The 16,858-nt window shown below is 49.8% G+C and carries 14 protein-coding genes; 4 read left to right on the top strand and 10 right to left on the bottom strand.

Annotation, left to right across the window (positions count from 1 at the left end; translation table 11 throughout):
* Positions 1–472: 472 nt before the first annotated feature.
* The 7 genes from ABDW72_RS16300 to ABDW72_RS16330 all read right to left on the bottom strand — a co-directional run bounded on the left by ABDW72_RS16300 (position 473) and on the right by ABDW72_RS16330 (position 8,207).
* Entirely contained in the window at positions 473–1,708 is a 1,236-nt protein-coding gene (locus ABDW72_RS16300; protein WP_347159759.1) for a murein hydrolase activator EnvC family protein, read from the bottom strand.
* 76 nt (positions 1,709–1,784) lie between these two features.
* Positions 1,785–2,537 (bottom strand): lipoprotein insertase outer membrane protein LolB1, encoded by a 753-nt coding sequence (lolB1, locus tag ABDW72_RS16305; protein ID WP_347159663.1) that lies wholly within the window; start codon positions 2,535–2,537, stop codon positions 1,785–1,787.
* Entirely contained in the window at positions 2,530–4,284 is a 1,755-nt protein-coding gene (locus ABDW72_RS16310) for a tetratricopeptide repeat protein (RefSeq protein WP_347159664.1), read from the bottom strand. Before ABDW72_RS16310 ends, lolB1 begins: the two co-directional genes overlap by 8 nt.
* 6 nt (positions 4,285–4,290) lie before the next feature.
* Entirely contained in the window at positions 4,291–5,298 is a 1,008-nt protein-coding gene (locus ABDW72_RS16315) for a sugar phosphate nucleotidyltransferase (protein ID WP_347159665.1), read from the bottom strand.
* 133 nt (positions 5,299–5,431) lie between these two features.
* Positions 5,432–5,872: a dUTP diphosphatase gene (gene dut, locus ABDW72_RS16320; protein ID WP_347159666.1), complete on the bottom strand. Its 441-nt coding sequence runs from the start codon at positions 5,870–5,872 to the stop codon at positions 5,432–5,434.
* A 23-nt stretch (positions 5,873–5,895) separates the two neighbouring features.
* The gene (locus ABDW72_RS16325; RefSeq protein WP_347159667.1) at positions 5,896–7,389 is read right to left on the bottom strand and encodes a lipopolysaccharide biosynthesis protein; all 1,494 of its coding nucleotides are present in this window, start codon (positions 7,387–7,389) and stop codon (positions 5,896–5,898) included.
* Between the two features lie 35 nt (positions 7,390–7,424).
* Positions 7,425–8,207 (bottom strand): enoyl-CoA hydratase/isomerase family protein, encoded by a 783-nt coding sequence (locus tag ABDW72_RS16330; RefSeq protein ID WP_347159668.1) that lies wholly within the window; start codon positions 8,205–8,207, stop codon positions 7,425–7,427.
* Between the two features lie 270 nt (positions 8,208–8,477).
* On the opposite strand from ABDW72_RS16330, the gene mscL reads away from it, so the two are divergent.
* The 3 genes from mscL to ABDW72_RS16345 all read left to right on the top strand — a co-directional run bounded on the left by mscL (position 8,478) and on the right by ABDW72_RS16345 (position 10,332).
* Positions 8,478–8,924 carry a large-conductance mechanosensitive channel protein MscL gene (gene mscL / locus ABDW72_RS16335; RefSeq protein WP_347159669.1) on the top strand — a complete coding sequence of 149 codons (447 nt, stop codon included), beginning with the start codon at positions 8,478–8,480 and terminating at the stop codon, positions 8,922–8,924.
* A gap of 15 nt (positions 8,925–8,939) precedes the next feature.
* On the top strand, positions 8,940–9,890 hold the full coding sequence (locus tag ABDW72_RS16340) for a DUF3078 domain-containing protein (RefSeq protein ID WP_347159670.1): 951 nt from the start codon (positions 8,940–8,942) through the stop codon (positions 9,888–9,890).
* Positions 9,891–9,984: 94 nt separating this feature from the next.
* Positions 9,985–10,332, top strand: a complete 348-nt coding sequence (locus ABDW72_RS16345) for a hypothetical protein (RefSeq protein ID WP_347159671.1) — start codon at positions 9,985–9,987, stop codon at positions 10,330–10,332.
* Positions 10,333–10,443: 111 nt separating this feature from the next.
* Here ABDW72_RS16345 and infB read toward each other — a convergent pair whose 3' ends face one another.
* The 3 genes from infB to ABDW72_RS16360 form a co-directional block, all read right to left on the bottom strand.
* Complete coding sequence (gene infB, locus ABDW72_RS16350) at positions 10,444–13,476, bottom strand: translation initiation factor IF-2 (protein ID WP_347159672.1); 3,033 nt, start codon at positions 13,474–13,476, stop codon at positions 10,444–10,446.
* Between the two features lie 117 nt (positions 13,477–13,593).
* The gene (gene nusA / locus ABDW72_RS16355; RefSeq protein WP_347159673.1) at positions 13,594–14,844 is read right to left on the bottom strand and encodes a transcription termination factor NusA; all 1,251 of its coding nucleotides are present in this window, start codon (positions 14,842–14,844) and stop codon (positions 13,594–13,596) included.
* Positions 14,845–14,851: 7 nt separating this feature from the next.
* Positions 14,852–15,325, bottom strand: a complete 474-nt coding sequence (locus ABDW72_RS16360; RefSeq protein WP_347159674.1) for a ribosome maturation factor RimP — start codon at positions 15,323–15,325, stop codon at positions 14,852–14,854.
* A gap of 305 nt (positions 15,326–15,630) precedes the next feature.
* Between ABDW72_RS16360 and ABDW72_RS16365 the strand changes: the two genes are divergently transcribed.
* Positions 15,631–16,770 carry an endonuclease/exonuclease/phosphatase family protein gene (locus ABDW72_RS16365; protein WP_347159675.1) on the top strand — a complete coding sequence of 380 codons (1,140 nt, stop codon included), beginning with the start codon at positions 15,631–15,633 and terminating at the stop codon, positions 16,768–16,770.
* The last annotated feature ends 88 nt before the right edge of the window (positions 16,771–16,858 follow it).

Consider the following 16,858-nt stretch of genomic DNA (forward strand, 5'->3'; position numbering starts at 1 on the left):
TGGTTGCTGCTTAAGTATAGAAATGTACAGAAATCGTTTTTAAAAGACAAGTGCCTGTTGGAAACCCGGCGCGTCTTAAAACAATTTTAATTTTGATAATGAACAGCAATAAAGAACCAAAACATGCTGCTTGTTACTTTAAAATGTTTTAAATTTGCCAATAGTTGCATATCTAATAGTAAGCTGCTATATTAGAAGAAGGAATTGAAGCGGACGCCAGCGGAAACCCAACGGCAAATGCTCTAAAAATATTAAGTTTGTTTTCATAGCTTGGAAAGGCACCCTGCACTGTAGGGTGTTTTTTTATTTTAGGCCCCTCCTGTTGTAGCTCTCTTTTACAAATTGCATTCATACCCTTTTCAGAGCTGCGCCAAAGCTGTTTCGCTGACCTCCCAAAATAGGAAGAGCCGGTATAATATCCGGCTCTTCCTATTTTGGGAACTATATAGAGTGCTCTTTTATTACCTGCTTACTACCGTTGCAGCAGCCAGGTAGAAGGGTTAAGATTGGTGCTGTTTTTCCATATCTGAAACTGCAGTTCTGTCGTACCATCCTGGTCTGTATAAACAGTGCCGATCACATCTTTTAACTTAACAGTCTGTCCGGGTGATACGCTGACGGATTTCAGCTTTGCATACACCGTAAAGTATTCACCATGCTGCACCATCACAATGTTGTTCATGCCCGGAACGCTGGCTACGGTTAGTACCTTTCCTTCAAATATAGCGCGGGCAGCAGAGCCTTGAGTGGTTTGGATGTCAATGCCGCGGTTTTCAACAACCACACCTTTAAGTACTGGGTGGTTGTGACGGCCAAAGCCCTGCGAGATAAAGCCCCGCTCTACCGGCCAGGATAGGTGCCCTTTATTACCGGCAAAAGAAGATGAAATAAGTGCTGTTTCAGGAGTTAAGGTTACTTTGCCGGAGCTACTACTGGATGCTTTGCCAGCGGCACGGGCTTCGCGGGCGGCGCGGGCAATCTCCTCCCGCACAATGTCGGCAATGAGTTTGTCCAGCTTTTTAACCGATTGCTGGCGCTCTGCCACTTCCCGCTTCAGGCTCTCTTCCTGTTTACTGAGGCGGGAGATCACACTGTCCTGCTGTGTTTTGAGTGTTGTCAGGTTTTTGTTCTCCACCAGTTGCTTGCCCAGCAGGTTTTGTTTCTGTTGCTTTTTAGACTCTAGCAGGTCAAGCTGCCCTGTAAGCACCTTTTGGACTTTGTTGATCTGTGCTACCTGCTTTTTGCGGGCTTCGGAATACTGCTGCAGGTAGCGCAGCCGCATCACGAGCTGGTTAAAAGAGTCGGAGGCAAACAGGAACATGAGCTTGTTATAGCTGTTGGCCGTTTTAGATGCAGCGTAGACCATCGCTGCATACTCTTTCTTGAGTTGCTCCAGGTCGTTCTGCAGCGCATTCACCACGCCCTCCGTCTCCTGCACATCCGATTGTATGTAGTGTATCTCTTTAGAGATGTTCGTAATCACGCCTTTCTGCACAGTAATCTTCTCCTGGATAGCATTAAGCTGTCCAATAGAAGCCTGCTTCTGTGCCTTTGTCTGCTGCAGAACGCGATTCGCTTCTTTAATACGGTTAAGGTTCTCCTTCTTCTCTCGCTGTAATTGTGCCTTTGATTTATGTTTTTGCGCCAGGGTGGCCAGCGGCAAAGACAGTAGCGCCAGGAAGAAGGCAAATCTGTAAAGGGCCTTCATCAAACTATTGGGTTCTTCTACTCGTGGTGTACAAATATGGCAAAACTATAAGGGAAGAACCAACAGGCTCAGATATTTAATTCATCGCCAGGCGAGTATAGTTGTCCGGAATGCTGAAGGGGAAGGAAAGGACATCGTCTGTAACAGTTACTTTGCTGTGATTAAGCGTATAGGAAGAGGTTTTACCCTGCTGCAGCACCTGCGCCGCCAGTGCATAAGCGAAGGGTACATTGCCCAAATCCTGAAACCGATCATACTTCACGGTAATGGTGTTGCCGGTATGCTTATCCTGCACGTTCAGTTGTTGCAGTTTGCTGTTCTGCAGACCTATAAAATAGTCGAAAAGTAAATTCTCGCGCATCTGCTGCACATGCTGCAACCCTTCTGCATTGAGTACTTTTTCAGTGCCCTGGCTTTGGTAATTGCCCAAGAGCAGCGCCTGCAGTACATCAAAGCTCACATCTACCTGAAACTTGTTGCGCAGAAAAGTATAATCAGTGGCAACATACTCTTTTTTAAGACGGTTCATCAGGTATACGGAGTCCTGCGTCAGCATCAGGCGTGCCGCCTCAATACCCAGTCCCGGCTGCACTGATATCCAGATCACACTGTCTTTTTTCATGCGCAGCGTCAGGCCCGACGATAACTTTTCGCCGTTCCCATCCAGGCTGATCTGACTTTTGGCCGTCAAGTAATTAAAATCGAGGTTTTTAATGGATACCCGCCCGATGGTTTCAGTGGTAGCAGTGGCGGCGGTGGGCACAACTTCTTTTTTGCAGCCTGCCAGCAGAAGTATGGCAAGCAAGCAGGCCAAAAGGCGGTTACTCATACAGCTTTTTCTCTCTTATTTTTTTGTCGAGGTAGGCCGAGGTTTCGCCTTTCAGTTTGGCTTTCTGCCACTGGCTTACGGCTTCATCCTGCATCCCCAGTTTAAACAACACATCGCCGTAATGTTCTACCATGGTGGCCTCGTCCGAGATCGCCACTGCCTGCTCCAGGTATTTGCGGGCGCCGGTATAATCGCCCATTTTGTAGAGTACCCAGGCATAGGTGTCGAGGTATGTGGGGTTGTTTGGGAATTTTGCAATCAGGCGAGCAGCCATTTCCTTGGCTTTCGGCAGGTCCTCGTTGCGGAGCGACAGGAAGTAACTGTAGTTGTTAAGCACGTGCTCGTTGTTGGCATCCTGCGCCAGCACCGCATCATAGGCCTCGTTTGACTTTTTATACTCTTTTATAGCATTATAGCTGTCGCCAAGCTGCATATTAAACTGTGTAACCAGCTCCGGCTCATTGCTGGAAAGTAGTTTGCCGTGCTCCAGCGCCTTAATGGCCTTGTCGTAATTTTTCTCGATCAGCTGGCCGGTGCCGCTATAGAACCAGAATACTGCCTGGTTCGGGAACAGCTCCAGTGCTTGTTCGGAGTGTTGCACCAGCGCATCAGATTGTGACAACTCCGCATCGAGCAGCACGATCTGCTGCCAGATCTTAAAGTGAGAATTGTCCAGCTTTACGGCTTTCAGATAATTGTTGCGGGCTTCCTCTTTTTTGCCGACGATTGTTTGCAAGTCGCCAGCCACGGCATAGGCTTTGGCTTCTTCGGGATGCGTTTTGATGGTCAAGTCGGCTAATTCCAGCGAAATGCTTTCCAGTTCCGGGTTGGGCAGCTGGCGGATAAAATCTACCAAAATGCGCACTTTAGTATCAATATCCAGTTCAGGGCTGGCAAAGGCAATGCGTACCTCTTTCTCCGAGGCGGGCATGTTGCCTTTCTGGCGGTCCAGGTCGGAGAGCATCAGGTGTGCAAACGGATTGTTAGGCTCCAGGTGCAGCGCTTTGCTCAGCGTTTCTATCGCCTCATCCGTTCTTCGGGTAGCGTTGTATAGTTCGGCCTGGGCCAGGTAGTATCTAATCTCGGTGGGGTTGGCAGCAAGGAGTTTCTCGCCTTCGGCAATCGCCTTGTCTGTGTTCTTCTGGCGCAGGTAAATCTGCTGGCGGCTTACCAGCAACTGCTCCAACGGACCAAACTGCTTTTCAATACGGTCGTAGGTTTTCAGGGCTTCGTCGTAGCGGGACTGCGACAAGTATAAATCAGCCAGGTTGAAGAGGTATTCCTCCGAACCTGGTACGTTCCTGATCAGATCGTTATAAGCCTGGGCGGCCTCGTTATATTGTTTTTGCTCTGTATACGCTTGCGCCAGCACAAGGTAATAATAAGCGTTCTTGCTATCCTGTGCTACTGCCGCCTGGGCAAATGGCATTGCCGATTTGGGGTCCTTCAGCATCAGGTAGGTTTCCCCAATCTGATAGTTAAGGGCAGCATTGTTGGGCGTAACCGTATAGGCTTTTTGAAAAAGCTGGAGGGCTTGTTGGTAGTCCTCCAGCATATAATATTTCATACCATCCAAAAACAGGGCCTCACTTATCCGCAGATCTCGCTCCGACGGCTGCTGCAGAACAGGAGCGACAGCCTCATGGGCCGCTTTAGCTTTCTTTTTAGATGTCTGGGCAAAAGCGGGTGCTTCTGTCAGCACAGCCAAACAGCAGGAGGCAAGTAAGATGTTTCTGAATCTGATCATGTAATCTTAATCGATAATGGTGTTGTAGTCGCCGACGCTGAGATCAGACGGACGACCTTCCAACACAACAAAATTGCCGAGCATTGAGTTTGCCACGTTGCCATTTTTGAGCGTTGTGTTTTCCTGTATGATCGAGTTGCTTACCACAGAGTTTTCAATTGTGGTGTTGTTGCCTACCGAAACGTGCGGGCCTACTACCGAATTGTTTATCTGTACGTTCTCTCCAATATAGACAGGTGGTATGATTACCGCATTCTCTAGTTTTGCAGAGGCAGCTACCAAGCCGTCTTCATCTTTAATATACTCTAAATAGCGCTGGTTAGTATAAACCGTCGCGTTTTTATTTCCGCAGTCCAGCCACTCGGTAATTACGGCAGGTATAAAGGTGGTGCCTTTGTTCTTCATGTTCTCCAGCGCATTCGTTAGCTGGAACTCGCCCTTGTCTTTGATATTGTTATCAAGCAGGTACTGCAGTTCCTGGCGCAGGTATTCACCGTCGCGGAAATAATAGATGCCGATAATGGCCAGATCTGAGACAAACTCTACCGGTTTCTCCACAAAATCCGTGATCTCGTTCTTGTCGTTTAGCTTGATAACTCCGAACGGACGCGGATCTTCTACGCGCTGCACCCAGATCGTGCCGTCTGCATTGGTGTCGAGCTGGAAATCGGCTTTGAACAGCGTATCAGCAAAAGCTACGACAACCTTGCCCTCCAGCGAGTCTTGCGCGCAAAGTATGGCATGGGCGGTTCCTAAGGCTTCTTCCTGGTAATAAATGCTGCCTTTAGCACCTACCGACCCGGCGATTTTCTTCAGGTCCTGCTCTACTTTCTCACCAAAATGGCCGATGATGAATGCCACTTCCTCAATCGGCTCCTGGCATACTTTGGCAATATCCTCTACCAGGCGCTGTACAATAGGTTTGCCTACAATAGGAATCAGTGGTTTGGGAACAGTTAAAGTGTGTGGGCGCATACGCTTGCCCATTCCTGCCATCGGTATGATTATTCTCATCGTTTTTTATTTTGTTTTTGGATGATGCTGTCGCAGCCGTAGCCATTACAGCGGTTGATGAATATATTTTTATAGATAAAGTTGTTTTCGCTTACGGGAAAACAGCCTGTAAGATATATATAAGAGGATATATTTATTTTGTTCCGGTGCTGCCGTAGCCGCCAGTACCCCGCGCAGTCTCCGTCAGTACTTCTGTTTCGTGCCAGGCCACGCGTTCATATCTGGCTACAACCATTTGGGCAATGCGTTCCCCGTCTTCCACTACAAACTCCTGGTCGGAGAGGTTAACAAGCAGCACTTTTATTTCACCGCGGTAATCGGCATCAATCGTGCCCGGGCTGTTAACGATAGAAATGCCATACTTAAAAGCCAAGCCACTTCGGGGGCGAATCTGCGCCTCATAATTTTCCGGAAGCTCTATAAACAAGCCAGTTGCGATAAGTGCACGCTGTAATGGTTTTAACGTGATGGGCGCGTCGAGGTTGGCCCGCAGATCCATGCCGGCTGCATGCGGGGTCTGGTAGGAGGGAAGCGCATGCTTGGACTGGTTAATGATTTTAACTGAAAGTTCCATAGTATTTATCTTAAAAGGAGGGCTTAGAAGTGAAGGAAACGGGGGCGCTCACGCAGCCATACGACTGCTACGAACACCAGGCACAAACCCAGGTGGAAGGCATGCCGCAGCCAGAAATTGGCCATTGGCACCTCCAGGGCCAGCCATGCCAGTGCAATGGCAAACAGAATGTATCCTGTCATTGCTTTGGCCGGGTATGGAATAGGGTAGTGGCGGTTGCCAAGCAGGTAGCTGGCCAGCGCCATGCCAAAGTAGCAGACAAACGTAGCAATAGCCGAGCCCATATACCCCAGCACCGGGATCAGTAACAGGTTAAAAATAATAGTGATAGCTGCCCCGCCGAAGCTGATGTAAGTGCCAAAGTATGTTTTATCCGTCAGTTTAAACCACACCGACAAGTTGTAATATACGCCCAGGAACAGGTTGGCCAGCAGCAGCACGGGCACCACCATGATTCCCTCACGATAAGAGGCGCTGCGCAGCAGCAGGGCAAAGTCTTCGAGGTTAGCCGAAATAAAGAGGAAAATAAGCGTGCAGGCAATCACAAACCACTTCATCACAAAGGCGAAGGTCTGCGGCGAGTTCCGGTCTTCGGCTTGCGAGAAAAAGAACGGCTCAGCGGCATAGCGGAAGGCCTGAATGGTAAGTGACATAAAGATAGACAACTTGTAGCAGGCGCTGTATACCCCGACAGCCGCCATGTTGTCCATACCGGGGTAAAAGTCCTTTGGTAGCCAGCTTTGCAGTAGAATACGGTCTATTACTTCGTTCACCATACCTGCCAGGCCCATAAACAGCAGCGGGTACGAGTACGTGAGCATCGGGCGTGCCAGTTCTTTGCTCCACTCAAAACGGTAGCTGGCCAGTTCTTTCCAGAGCATCGGCACCTGCAGGGCATTCGCCACCAGGTTGATGAGGAAGATGTAACCGACGCCGAAAGCCGGACTGTATACTTTTTCCACCAGCGGCCGCAGCTCTGGCAGGTACTCGCCCCGGTATATATCGCGGCAAAGCACCAAGAAGAACATGTTAGCCCCTACTGTCAGGAAAATATTCACAAGCTTGATGGAAGCGAATTTCACGGCCTTGTTTTGAAGCCGTAACTTGGCAAACGGAATACTGACAATGGCATCAATGGCCAATACTACCGCCAGCCAAATAATATACTCCTGCTGGTCCGGGTAGCCGATAGAACTGGCAATAGCGCCGGAGGCAAGTATAAGTATAGCCGAGAACAGCAGGCTGCTGCATCCAACCATCGTAAGCACCTGGTTGTATAGCTGCTCTTTGTTGGCACCAGGTTTGGTGGCAAAGCGGAAATACGTGGTTTCCATACCGTAAGTATAGAGCACGTTGAAGAAGGCCACAAAGGCATAAAGGTACGATACTACCCCATATTGCTCCGGCAGGAAGACGGCCGTGTAGATTGGCACGAGCAGGTAATTGAGAGCTCTGCCGACAATGCTACTCAAGCCATAGGCAGCAGTCTGCCCGACCAGTTTCTTGGCTATACTCATACTTTTGTACTATGGGGCGGGTGTGGCAAAACTGGTTAAAGGCCTTTGAAAGCAGGCTTTCTTTTTTCGAGGAAGGCATTAGTTCCTTCTATGAAATCTTCAGAGGTGCAGCAGCGGGCAAAAGAGTTGGCCTCTGTCTGGAATCCGTCTTCGTCTTTGTTGAAGGCCGCATTCACGCATTCGATTACAAGCCCGATAGCCAGTGGCGCTTTGCTCATAATCTTTTGCAGCACTTCCACACATTTATCTCGGAGCTGTTCTGCCGGCACCACGTAGTTTACCAGTCCTAGTTTCAGCGCCTCGTCTGCCGTTACCATATCGGCCGTCATCATCAGTTCCATGGCTTTGCCTTTGCCAATCAGTTGGGTAAGGCGCTGGGTGCCGCCGTAGCCTGGTATCAGGCCCAGGTTTACTTCCGGCTGTCCGAAGCGGGCGCTTTCGCTGGCAATGCGCAGGTGGCAAGCCATGGCCAGTTCGCAGCCGCCGCCCAGTGCAAAACCGTTGACTGCTGCAATAACCGGTTTGTTGCAGCGCTCGATCATGCTAAAAACCTCCTGCCCGCGCTCGGCAAAACTGCGGGCGTTCACCTCGCTTACATCGGCTATTTCCGAAATATCAGCGCCAGCAACAAAAGCCTTTGCACCAGCTCCTGTAAATACAGCCCCTTTAACCGCAGGATCGTCGTACACGTGCTGCACGGCATTTTTTATCTCCTTAATTGTGTCTATATTCAGGGCATTAAGTTTATCCGCTCTGTTGATTGTAATGAACAGGATGCCATTTTGCAGGTCAAGTAGCAGGTTCTCGTATGTATCCATGGGTTGTTTACAGCTCTGGTTATAATCTGTTTTTCAGGCGCAAATATACTCATTTTGTTAACTCCTGTGCCAGCTAATCGTATGTATCCATGGGTTGTTTACAGCTCTGGTTATAATCTGTTTTTCAGGCGCAAATATACTCATTTTGTTAACTCCTGTGCCAGCTAATTAGCCGGACCTGCGCCAGGCAGTGCGAACCAGGGGAAGTACAAGGTGGTGGATAGCCAGTATTTTGTTCTGTCATATGACTTATTTTTTAACTACATACTTATGAGTTTTCTAGCTGAATTTAAAAAATTTGCTGTCAAAGGAAATGTAATTGACCTGGCAGTGGGTGTGGTGATCGGAGCTGCATTCGGCGCTATTACCAAATCATTAGTTGATGATATTATCATGCCGCCCCTGGGGTTGCTTATCAGCAACGTGGATTTCTCACGCCTGAAACTTGTGCTCCGGCAGGCTGTTATCGAAAATGGGGAGGTGGTAAATCCGGCTGTAAGTATAAATTATGGCACTTTTCTGCAGACGCTGGTCAACTTTCTGATCATTGCATTTGCTATTTTCCTGCTGGTGCGCACCATTAACCGGCTGCGGGAGCATGAGGCAGCCAAACCAGCTCCTGCCATCAACAAGCAGGAAACACTTCTGGCCGAAATCCGTGACCTACTGAAAGGCGATTCGGATGCACCGGTTGGTCCCCGAAATAAGATTGTTTAATTCTTTATCTGGTACATGTTTAAATCTTTACAAGTATTCATCCTCACATTTCTTTTCTTTTTTGTATACACCACATCGGCAACAGCCCAGACCACACCGCCGGCAGATACGCTTCATGTATGGGATTTTGGCGGCGCCGGCACGCTTAACTTTAGCCAGGTGAGCCTGAGTAACTGGGCAGCCGGCGGCCAGAACTCAATTGCTGTGCTGGGCATAGCCAACCTGTACGCCAACTACGCGCATGGGCCAAACAGCTGGAATAACTCGCTGGATGTAACGTATGGCACGATCAAGCTGGAGAACCAGCAGGTACGCAAGAGCGACGATAAACTGGAGCTGAACTTCAAGTATGGCTATAAAGCTTCGAAAAGGTGGTTCTATACGGCACAGCTTAACATCAAAACACAGCTCTCGCCCACGTATTCGGAGTCGCACGATGCCATGATCTCTGACTTTTTGTCGCCGGCCTATGTGCTGGCTTCGCTGGGTATCGACTATAAGCCCAATCCGATTCTGTCTGTCTTTATCTCGCCCTTAACCGGCAAACTGACAATCGTGAATAGCCAGATGCTGGCCGATCAGGGAGCTTTTGGTGTGCAGGGAGCACAAACGGATGCCTTAGGTATGCTGATTCCGGGTACGGGCAAGCACATCCGGCAGGAGTTTGGTGGCTTCGTGAACGTGCGGTATAAGAAAGAGGTGCTGCAGAACGTTACCTTATCATCAAAGCTTGACTTATTTACCAATTACCTCAATGATCCGCAGAATGTGGATGTGAACTGGGAGAACATGGTAAACTTTAAAGTAAATAAGTTTATCTCTGCAAGCCTGTTCGTTCATATGATCTATGATGATGACATCAACATTGCCGTTGACCAGGATCAGGATGGAACACTGGAAAGCAAAGGGCCGCGGCTGCAATTAAAAGAATCGCTGGGAATTGGACTTTCCTATAAGTTTGATTAACGAACTTTTGCCGGGCAACACCGTGTTATAAGTTGCATTAGCTATACACCAGGGCAAGTATGGGCACATGCCTGCCGAAAAATAATGATAGAGTATGAAGAAGATCTTTTTCTTAGTGTTTTTTACCGGCGCGCTGTTCGCCTTTTCTGCCGCTAACGCGCAGACAACTGCCGGCAGTACGTCTGCATCATCTAAAGATGAATTCTGGGGCAACAAAGTAAACGACAAAGCGGCATCTGCCGAGTCGGTAGGCAAGCGCACTGCCGGGATGGACATGCGGTACAATGCCTACGAAAATGGTAAGCGCTCCCGTTTTGCCAAAGAGAATATTGCCCATAGCAAGAAGATGAAAGCTATTCTGAAGGAGGAAAAGAAGATGCAGAAAAAGCACAAGCGTGATTTGCGCATGCTGAAGCGCAGCAAACGAAAACGGGGTAACTAAGCCGTAGTTTATACTTATACCAACAGGCACCTCCTTTAAAATAGCATATAAACAAAACGCCCCGGCTACATCATGCAGCCGGGGCGCTTTGTTTATACTATGGTTTGATTATTAGAGTGTACGCTTCACTTCTTTTTCGATGTATGCTTCGATCACGTCACCTTCCTGAATGTCGTTATACCCTTTCAGGCTGATACCACATTCGTAACCTTGTCTTACCTCGGCTACATCATCTTTGAAACGCTTCAGCGCCAGTACTTCGCCATCGTGTACCACAATGCCGTCGCGCACCAAGCGCACATGAGCATTTCGCTGTATCGTGCCATCTGTTACCATACAGCCGGCAATAGTACCCACTTTGGTGATGCGGAATACCTCACGCACTTCGGCGTTACCTGTTACTTCCTCTTTCAGCGTTGGTGCCAGCATACCTTCCATGGCGTCTTTCACCTCGTTAATCGCATCGTAGATGATAGAGTACAGGCGTACATCAATCTGCTCCTGCTCAGCCAAGCGGCGGGCATTGGCCGACGGACGAACCTGGAAGCCGATGATGATCGCATCCGAAGCCGAGGCTAACAATATATCGGATTCGGAGATGGCACCTACCCCTTTGTTAATGATGTTTACCTGCACCTCGTTGGTAGACAGCTTCAGTAAGGAATCTGACAGGGCTTCTACCGAACCGTCCACGTCGCCTTTCACGATCACGTTCAGTTCTTTAAAGGAGCCGATAGCCAAACGACGGCCGATCTCATCCAGCGTGATGTGCTTGCGGGTACGTAAGCTTTGCTCCCGCTGTACCTGCGAACGGTTGGAAGCAATTTCACGTGCCTCACGCTCCGACTCCATCACCAGGAACTTATCACCTGCCTGCGGCGCGCCGTCCAGACCGAGCAACTGTACTGGGGTAGACGGGCCTGCCTCTTTCATTTTCTTGCCAAGGTGGTTGGTCATGGCCTTTACTCTACCGTAGTGAGAGCCTGCCAGTACTACATCCCCAATCTTCAGGTTACCTGTTTGTACTAGCACCGTCGCCACATAGCCACGTCCTTTGTCCAGGGATGCCTCAATTACGGTACCAATAGCGGCACGATCTGGGTTAGCTTTCAGTTCCAGTAATTCCGCCTCCAGCAACACTTTTTCCAGCAGGTCCGGCACGCCTTGTCCTGTTTTCGCAGATACTTCCTGCGACTGGTACTTGCCACCCCATTCTTCTACCAGAATATTCATCTGTGCAAGTTCTTCACGAACTTTGTCCGGGTTAGCGCCTGGCTTGTCTACTTTGTTCAGGGCAATGATGATCGGTGAACCAGCCGCCTGCGCATGGTTGATAGCTTCTTTTGTCTGCGGCATCACCGAGTCGTCAGCGGCGATCACGATAATCACCACGTCCGTTACCTTGGCACCACGGGCACGCATCGCCGTAAAAGCCTCGTGTCCCGGTGTATCCAGGAAGGTGATAGTACGGCCGCTCTCGGTTTTTACTTTATAGGCACCGATGTGCTGCGTAATACCACCGGCCTCACCGGCAGTCACATTTGCGTTTCGTATGTAATCGAGGAGGGAGGTTTTACCATGGTCTACGTGGCCCATGATCGTTACGATCGGGGCACGATCTTCCATGTCTTCCTCATTCTCTTCAATGATGTCCTCCAGAGCCTGCTCGTCTTCGGAAGTGATAAAGTCCACATCATAACCAAACTCATCGGCGATGATGGTGATGGCTTCTGCATCGAGGCGCTGGTTGATGGACACGAACATGCCCAGTTGCATACATACCTTGATTACGTCGTTTACGCTCACATCCATCAGGGCAGACAGGTCGTTGGCCGACACGAACTCGGTCACACGCAGTGTCTTTGACTCTGCCTGCTCCGCCATGCGGCGTTCCTCTGTGGCATCAGCTATAGCCGAACGCTTTTCACGGCGGTATTTGGCGCGATTGCCGCTGCTTCCTTTACCACCACTCAGTTTTGCTAAAGTTGCCTTAATCTGCTCCTGAATCTGCTTATCCGTTACTTCCGCTTTATCTGCTCTGGCCGGAACAGTGTCGCGACGGCCTTTGCCACCTGGGCCAGGCTTGCCGCCACCTCTCTGTTCGCGTTGCACCATTGGGCGTATCGGGCGGTTATTGCCCTGTCCGGGTGCTGCTGCAGCGGCGGTCTGGCCTTGCTGCCCTTGCTGGCCACCTTCTGTGGCCACCATAATGCGCTTGCGCTTTTTCTTTCTGCCTTTCTTCTCGTCGGAAGATGCTACCGGCTTAGATCCTTTTCTACGGGACTCTGTGGGCAATTCTATCTTGCCCAGCACCGTAAGGCCTTTTAGCTGGTCGGCTTTTGCTGTAATTGTTTCTATTGGCTGGTTTTCTTTATCTGCAGGTCCATCGGCTGCCGGTTGCGCTGGTGCCGGGCTTGCAGGAGTTTGTGCCGGGGCAGGCTGCTGAGGCGCCTCTTCCGTTCGTTCAGCTGGCCGCTCAGCAGGGGCTGCCGGTTGCGACGGCGCTTCTGCTTGTGAGGCTGCTACTGGTTCTTCTCTTTTTGGAGCCGGTACTTCCGTCTCCGGTGCTGGTGCAGCAACCGGTGCCTGAGCTACGGGCTGTTCTGCCTTTGGGGCTGCTGCTGGCTGTGCGGGAGCCGGGTTGGCAGGCTCAGCCGCAACAGGTGCTGGCGCTTCTGCCTTAGCAGGCTCCGTCCTTTTGGGGATAGGCCGTCCTTTGGCATCCAGCTCTATCTTACCAAGTACTTTAATACCTGGCAATTTAGGCTCTTCCACCGCCGGCGCCTTTGGTGCTTCCGGCGCTTTAGGCTGCTCCGGAGCTGCTTTCGGCTGGTGAACCGTTTTGATCAGAATCTCCTGCTCAGGTTCAGCCGCTTTCTTCACCTCGTGCTGCTGTGCCTCCGACTCGATCACCTGGTTGCTTTGCGGTTTCTTGCCGATGTTCAGTTCTTCAGCCTCCTGCTTGTCCTGCATTGAGGATGCGAATTCTTTAGCCAGCATATTGTACTGATCTGCCGTGATTTTGGTCGTGGGTTTGTTCTCCACGTCAAAACCTTTAGCAGACAGGTAGTCCACAATGGTGGAAGTGCCAATGTTTAAAGTAGTCGCAACCTGTTTAAGCCTCCTTATTTTGTCTTCTGCCATGCTTTAAATATGCTGTCTTTTAATTCTAAATGTTACTATGTGTTATCTGCTCAGCAGCAGAACTGTGCGGCTGTTACTATTTATCTCAAAATTACAGCAACGGCGCGCAACTCACAACTATTGATTATCTTCTTCTAACTCTTCACGAAGAATAGAGAGCACATCGTCAATGGTTTCCTCTTCCAACTCGGTGCGGCGCAGCAGGTCATCCTTGCTTACGGCCAGCACGCTTTTAGCGGTATCGAGGCCAATGCGGCGCAACTCTTCAATTACCCATCCTTCAATTTCGTCGGAGAACTCGTCGAGGTTAATATCCTCTTCATACGTTTCAGACTCACGGAACACGTCAATCTCCAAGCCAACCAAACGGCTGGCCAGTTTGATGTTCTGTCCGCCTTTGCCGATGGCCAGCGATACCTGGTCCGGCTTCAGGAATACCGATACGCGACCGGCTTCCTCGTCTATCTTCATGCTGCTAATCTTAGCAGGGCTAAGGGCACGCTGAATATAAAGTTCTACGTTATCAGTATAGTTAATTACGTCGATGTTCTCGTTCTCAAGCTCGCGCACGATGCTGTGGATACGCGAACCTTTCATACCTACGCAGGCACCTACCGGGTCAATACGGTCGTCGAAAGACTCTACGGCTACTTTGGCGCGCTCGCCGGGTTCCCGCACGATCTTTTTGATAGCGATCAGGCCATCAAAGATTTCCGGTACTTCGTTTTCAAACAGGCGCTCCAGAAAAGCAGGAGAGGTACGGGAAAGTATGATCTTCGGGTTTCCGTTTACAATTTCTACCCGCTGCACCACGGCACGTACCTGATCGCCTTTGCGGTAGCGGTCTTTCGGGATCTGCTCACTTTTCGGTATCAGCAGTTCGTTCTCTTCCTGGTCCAGCAGCAATACTTCGCGGTTCCATACCTGGTATACTTCTCCGGAGATGATCTCGCCTACCTGGTCTTTATACTTCTGGAACAGCAATTCCTTTTCCATGTCTTTGATGCGCTGTATCAGGGTCTGGCGGGCTGTTAGTACGGCGCGGCGGCCAAAGTCTTCCAACTGGATTTCTTCTGATACTTCTTCGCCCACTTCAAAGTCAGGCTCAATTTTGCGTGCATCCGTAAGGCTGATCTTATCATGGTCCCAGATGTCCTCGGAGTTGTCGTCCACGATTTCGCGGTTACGCCAGATCTCCAGGTCACCTTTCTCCACGTTCAGGATGATGTCAAAGTTCTCGTCGGTACCCCACTTTTTGCGGATCATGGTGCGAAACACATCTTCCAGAATGCGCATCATGGTCGGGCGGTCAATGTTCTTGAATTTCGCGAATTCGGCGAACGACTCGATCAGGACTGAACTGTTCATTATTTTATCATTTAAAAGATATTACAACATTTGCTTTCACAATGTCCCCGAAGGGTATTTGCACAGGCTCATACGTTGCCTTTTTGCCTTTTTGTTTAATTTCCTCCAGCAGCCCGATGCCGCTGTCGGTTACCTCTTCCAGTTTACCGGTCTTCTCCGTGCCGTCCTGCAGCTTCAGCTTCAAGTTGCGGCCGGTGTGGCGCTGGTACTGTTTAGGCTGCGTCAGCGGAAAATCCACACCCGGCGAACTCACCTCCAGTACATAGCTGATCTCTTCGCCAAAAGCCTCTTCGATCCGTTTGTTGATGCGGCGGCTGAGGGTGGCACACTGGTCAATCGTAATGCCTTGCTCTCCATCAGCCAGCACCGTTATCTTAGGTCGTGCCGGCGAATCTGACACGGCCACATCCACAATAAACAGGTCTGCGGCCGGTAAGCTTGCTTCGGCCATTTCACGTATGGTGGTCGCAGTTAATGCCATAGGTAATCGTTAAGAAATAAAGAAGGGGACTCTTGTCCCCTCAACTCCTTGGAAATAATGCCACAAATTTACTATAAAAACATTATATATACAACAATGTTTGTTTAGGGTTTACATTAAATTGTGTTCCGGCATTATGCAGAGAGCGGCTGCAGCTAAAAGGCTCGCAAAAGATAACACGGCTTTTCATCGTAAAGTTCGCAAAGTAAAAGAATGCTTTTAACACCGCCCGCAATCCTGGTAAAGGGAATATATTCTGCCGGAGGGGTGGGGCAGATAGGCGCAATCTTTGTAAGTTTGCTACAATGGCAGAAACATTTAAGAAAATACGCAGGCGCTTCTGGCTCGTGCTGAACATCCTGGTGGTGTTTTGGCTGTTGCTGGGCGTGTTGTGCCTACAGGTGCCGCCTTACAAGTTCTGGCCTGCCGGTTTCATCGCGTTCTCACTGCCTGTTCCGCTAGTGCTTAATTTCCTGTTTCTGCTATACTGGGCTCTTCGGCGCTCCTGGGGAGTGGTGATACCGCTCATGGTGCTGCTGCTCGGCTGGAACTACTATGCCCGGCTGGTAGCGTTCAGGTTTGGAGAGACAGAGGTGCCGCCAGGCGCCAAAACACTGCAGGTGCTCAGTTATAACACCCGTATGTTCAATGCCTGGCAACGCCATGGCTCTAAAGAAGAAGCGGCTGCAGGCGACATGATCGAATGGATTGCCACACACCCGGCAGACGTATACTGCCTGCAGGAGTTTTATAGCAAGCGCCACTCTAATGTATATAATACTGTGAGTCGAATAGGCATACGGTATGACAAGTACAGGTTCTTCTCTGTGGCAAACATTGACCGCGAAAAGGGAGATATTGGGATAGCCATTTTCTCTAAATATCCGATTCTCAAAGAAGGTGTGATCAACTTCGAAAAGTCCAGCGCGAACCGCGTGATCTGGGCCAACCTGAATGTGCAAGGCGATACGATCCGCGTCTATGCGGCCCATCTGCAGTCAATGAGCATCAAGTCAGAAGACATTGAAAATACGTATTCCGCCATTGGCAATGAAGAGAACTTTAAAAAGGAGAGCCGGAATGTGGCCCGTCGCCTGCGGATGGGGTTTATAGTGCGGGGGCACCAGGTAGAAACACTACTAGCACATATAGAGGAGTCGCCTTATCCGGTTATTGTCTGTGGCGATTTTAACGATATACCCTTCAGCTACACGTATAACGAGCTTGCCAAAAGACTGCAGAATGCCTTTGTGCAGGCGGGCAGCGGAATAGGAGCCACCTATAATGGCATTGTGCCTTTTCTGCGCATCGACAACCAGTTTTACAGTGCTCCCCTGCAGGCCTACGACTTTGAGACGTATTACGAGATGGCTCTTTCGGACCATTTTCCTATCTCAGCCAAGTATGTGCTGGCGCCCCCCGATACAGCTGGCGTTAGGAGATAGGGAACAATATGTATAATTTTGAAACGAAAACAGCCGGATGCGTTTTGCCGGCTACCATAAAGTAACAAGCATACAAGTGTACTGCTGC

The sequence above is a fragment of the Pontibacter chitinilyticus genome (genome assembly GCF_039748935.1).
GTDB classification, from domain to species: domain Bacteria; phylum Bacteroidota; class Bacteroidia; order Cytophagales; family Hymenobacteraceae; genus Pontibacter; species Pontibacter chitinilyticus.

Excerpts from the sequence above, each read along its gene's own strand:
- mscL (WP_347159669.1), top strand. The coding sequence starts at position 8,478 with ATGAGTTTTCTAGCTGAATTTAAAAAATTTGCTGTCAAAGGAAATGTA.
- lolB1 (WP_347159663.1), bottom strand. The coding sequence starts at position 2,537 with ATGAGTAACCGCCTTTTGGCCTGCTTGCTTGCCATACTTCTGCTGGCA.
- ABDW72_RS16300 (WP_347159759.1), bottom strand. The coding sequence starts at position 1,708 with ATGAAGGCCCTTTACAGATTTGCCTTCTTCCTGGCGCTACTGTCTTTG.
- ABDW72_RS16360 (WP_347159674.1), bottom strand. The coding sequence starts at position 15,325 with ATGGCATTAACTGCGACCACCATACGTGAAATGGCCGAAGCAAGCTTA.
- ABDW72_RS16340 (WP_347159670.1), top strand. The coding sequence starts at position 8,940 with ATGTTTAAATCTTTACAAGTATTCATCCTCACATTTCTTTTCTTTTTT.
- ABDW72_RS16345 (WP_347159671.1), top strand. The coding sequence starts at position 9,985 with ATGAAGAAGATCTTTTTCTTAGTGTTTTTTACCGGCGCGCTGTTCGCC.
- infB (WP_347159672.1), bottom strand. The coding sequence starts at position 13,476 with ATGGCAGAAGACAAAATAAGGAGGCTTAAACAGGTTGCGACTACTTTA.
- ABDW72_RS16315 (WP_347159665.1), bottom strand. The coding sequence starts at position 5,298 with ATGAGAATAATCATACCGATGGCAGGAATGGGCAAGCGTATGCGCCCA.
- ABDW72_RS16310 (WP_347159664.1), bottom strand. The coding sequence starts at position 4,284 with ATGATCAGATTCAGAAACATCTTACTTGCCTCCTGCTGTTTGGCTGTG.
- nusA (WP_347159673.1), bottom strand. The coding sequence starts at position 14,844 with ATGAACAGTTCAGTCCTGATCGAGTCGTTCGCCGAATTCGCGAAATTC.
- ABDW72_RS16330 (WP_347159668.1), bottom strand. The coding sequence starts at position 8,207 with ATGGATACATACGAGAACCTGCTACTTGACCTGCAAAATGGCATCCTG.
- ABDW72_RS16325 (WP_347159667.1), bottom strand. The coding sequence starts at position 7,389 with ATGAGTATAGCCAAGAAACTGGTCGGGCAGACTGCTGCCTATGGCTTG.
- ABDW72_RS16365 (WP_347159675.1), top strand. The coding sequence starts at position 15,631 with ATGGCAGAAACATTTAAGAAAATACGCAGGCGCTTCTGGCTCGTGCTG.
- dut (WP_347159666.1), bottom strand. The coding sequence starts at position 5,872 with ATGGAACTTTCAGTTAAAATCATTAACCAGTCCAAGCATGCGCTTCCC.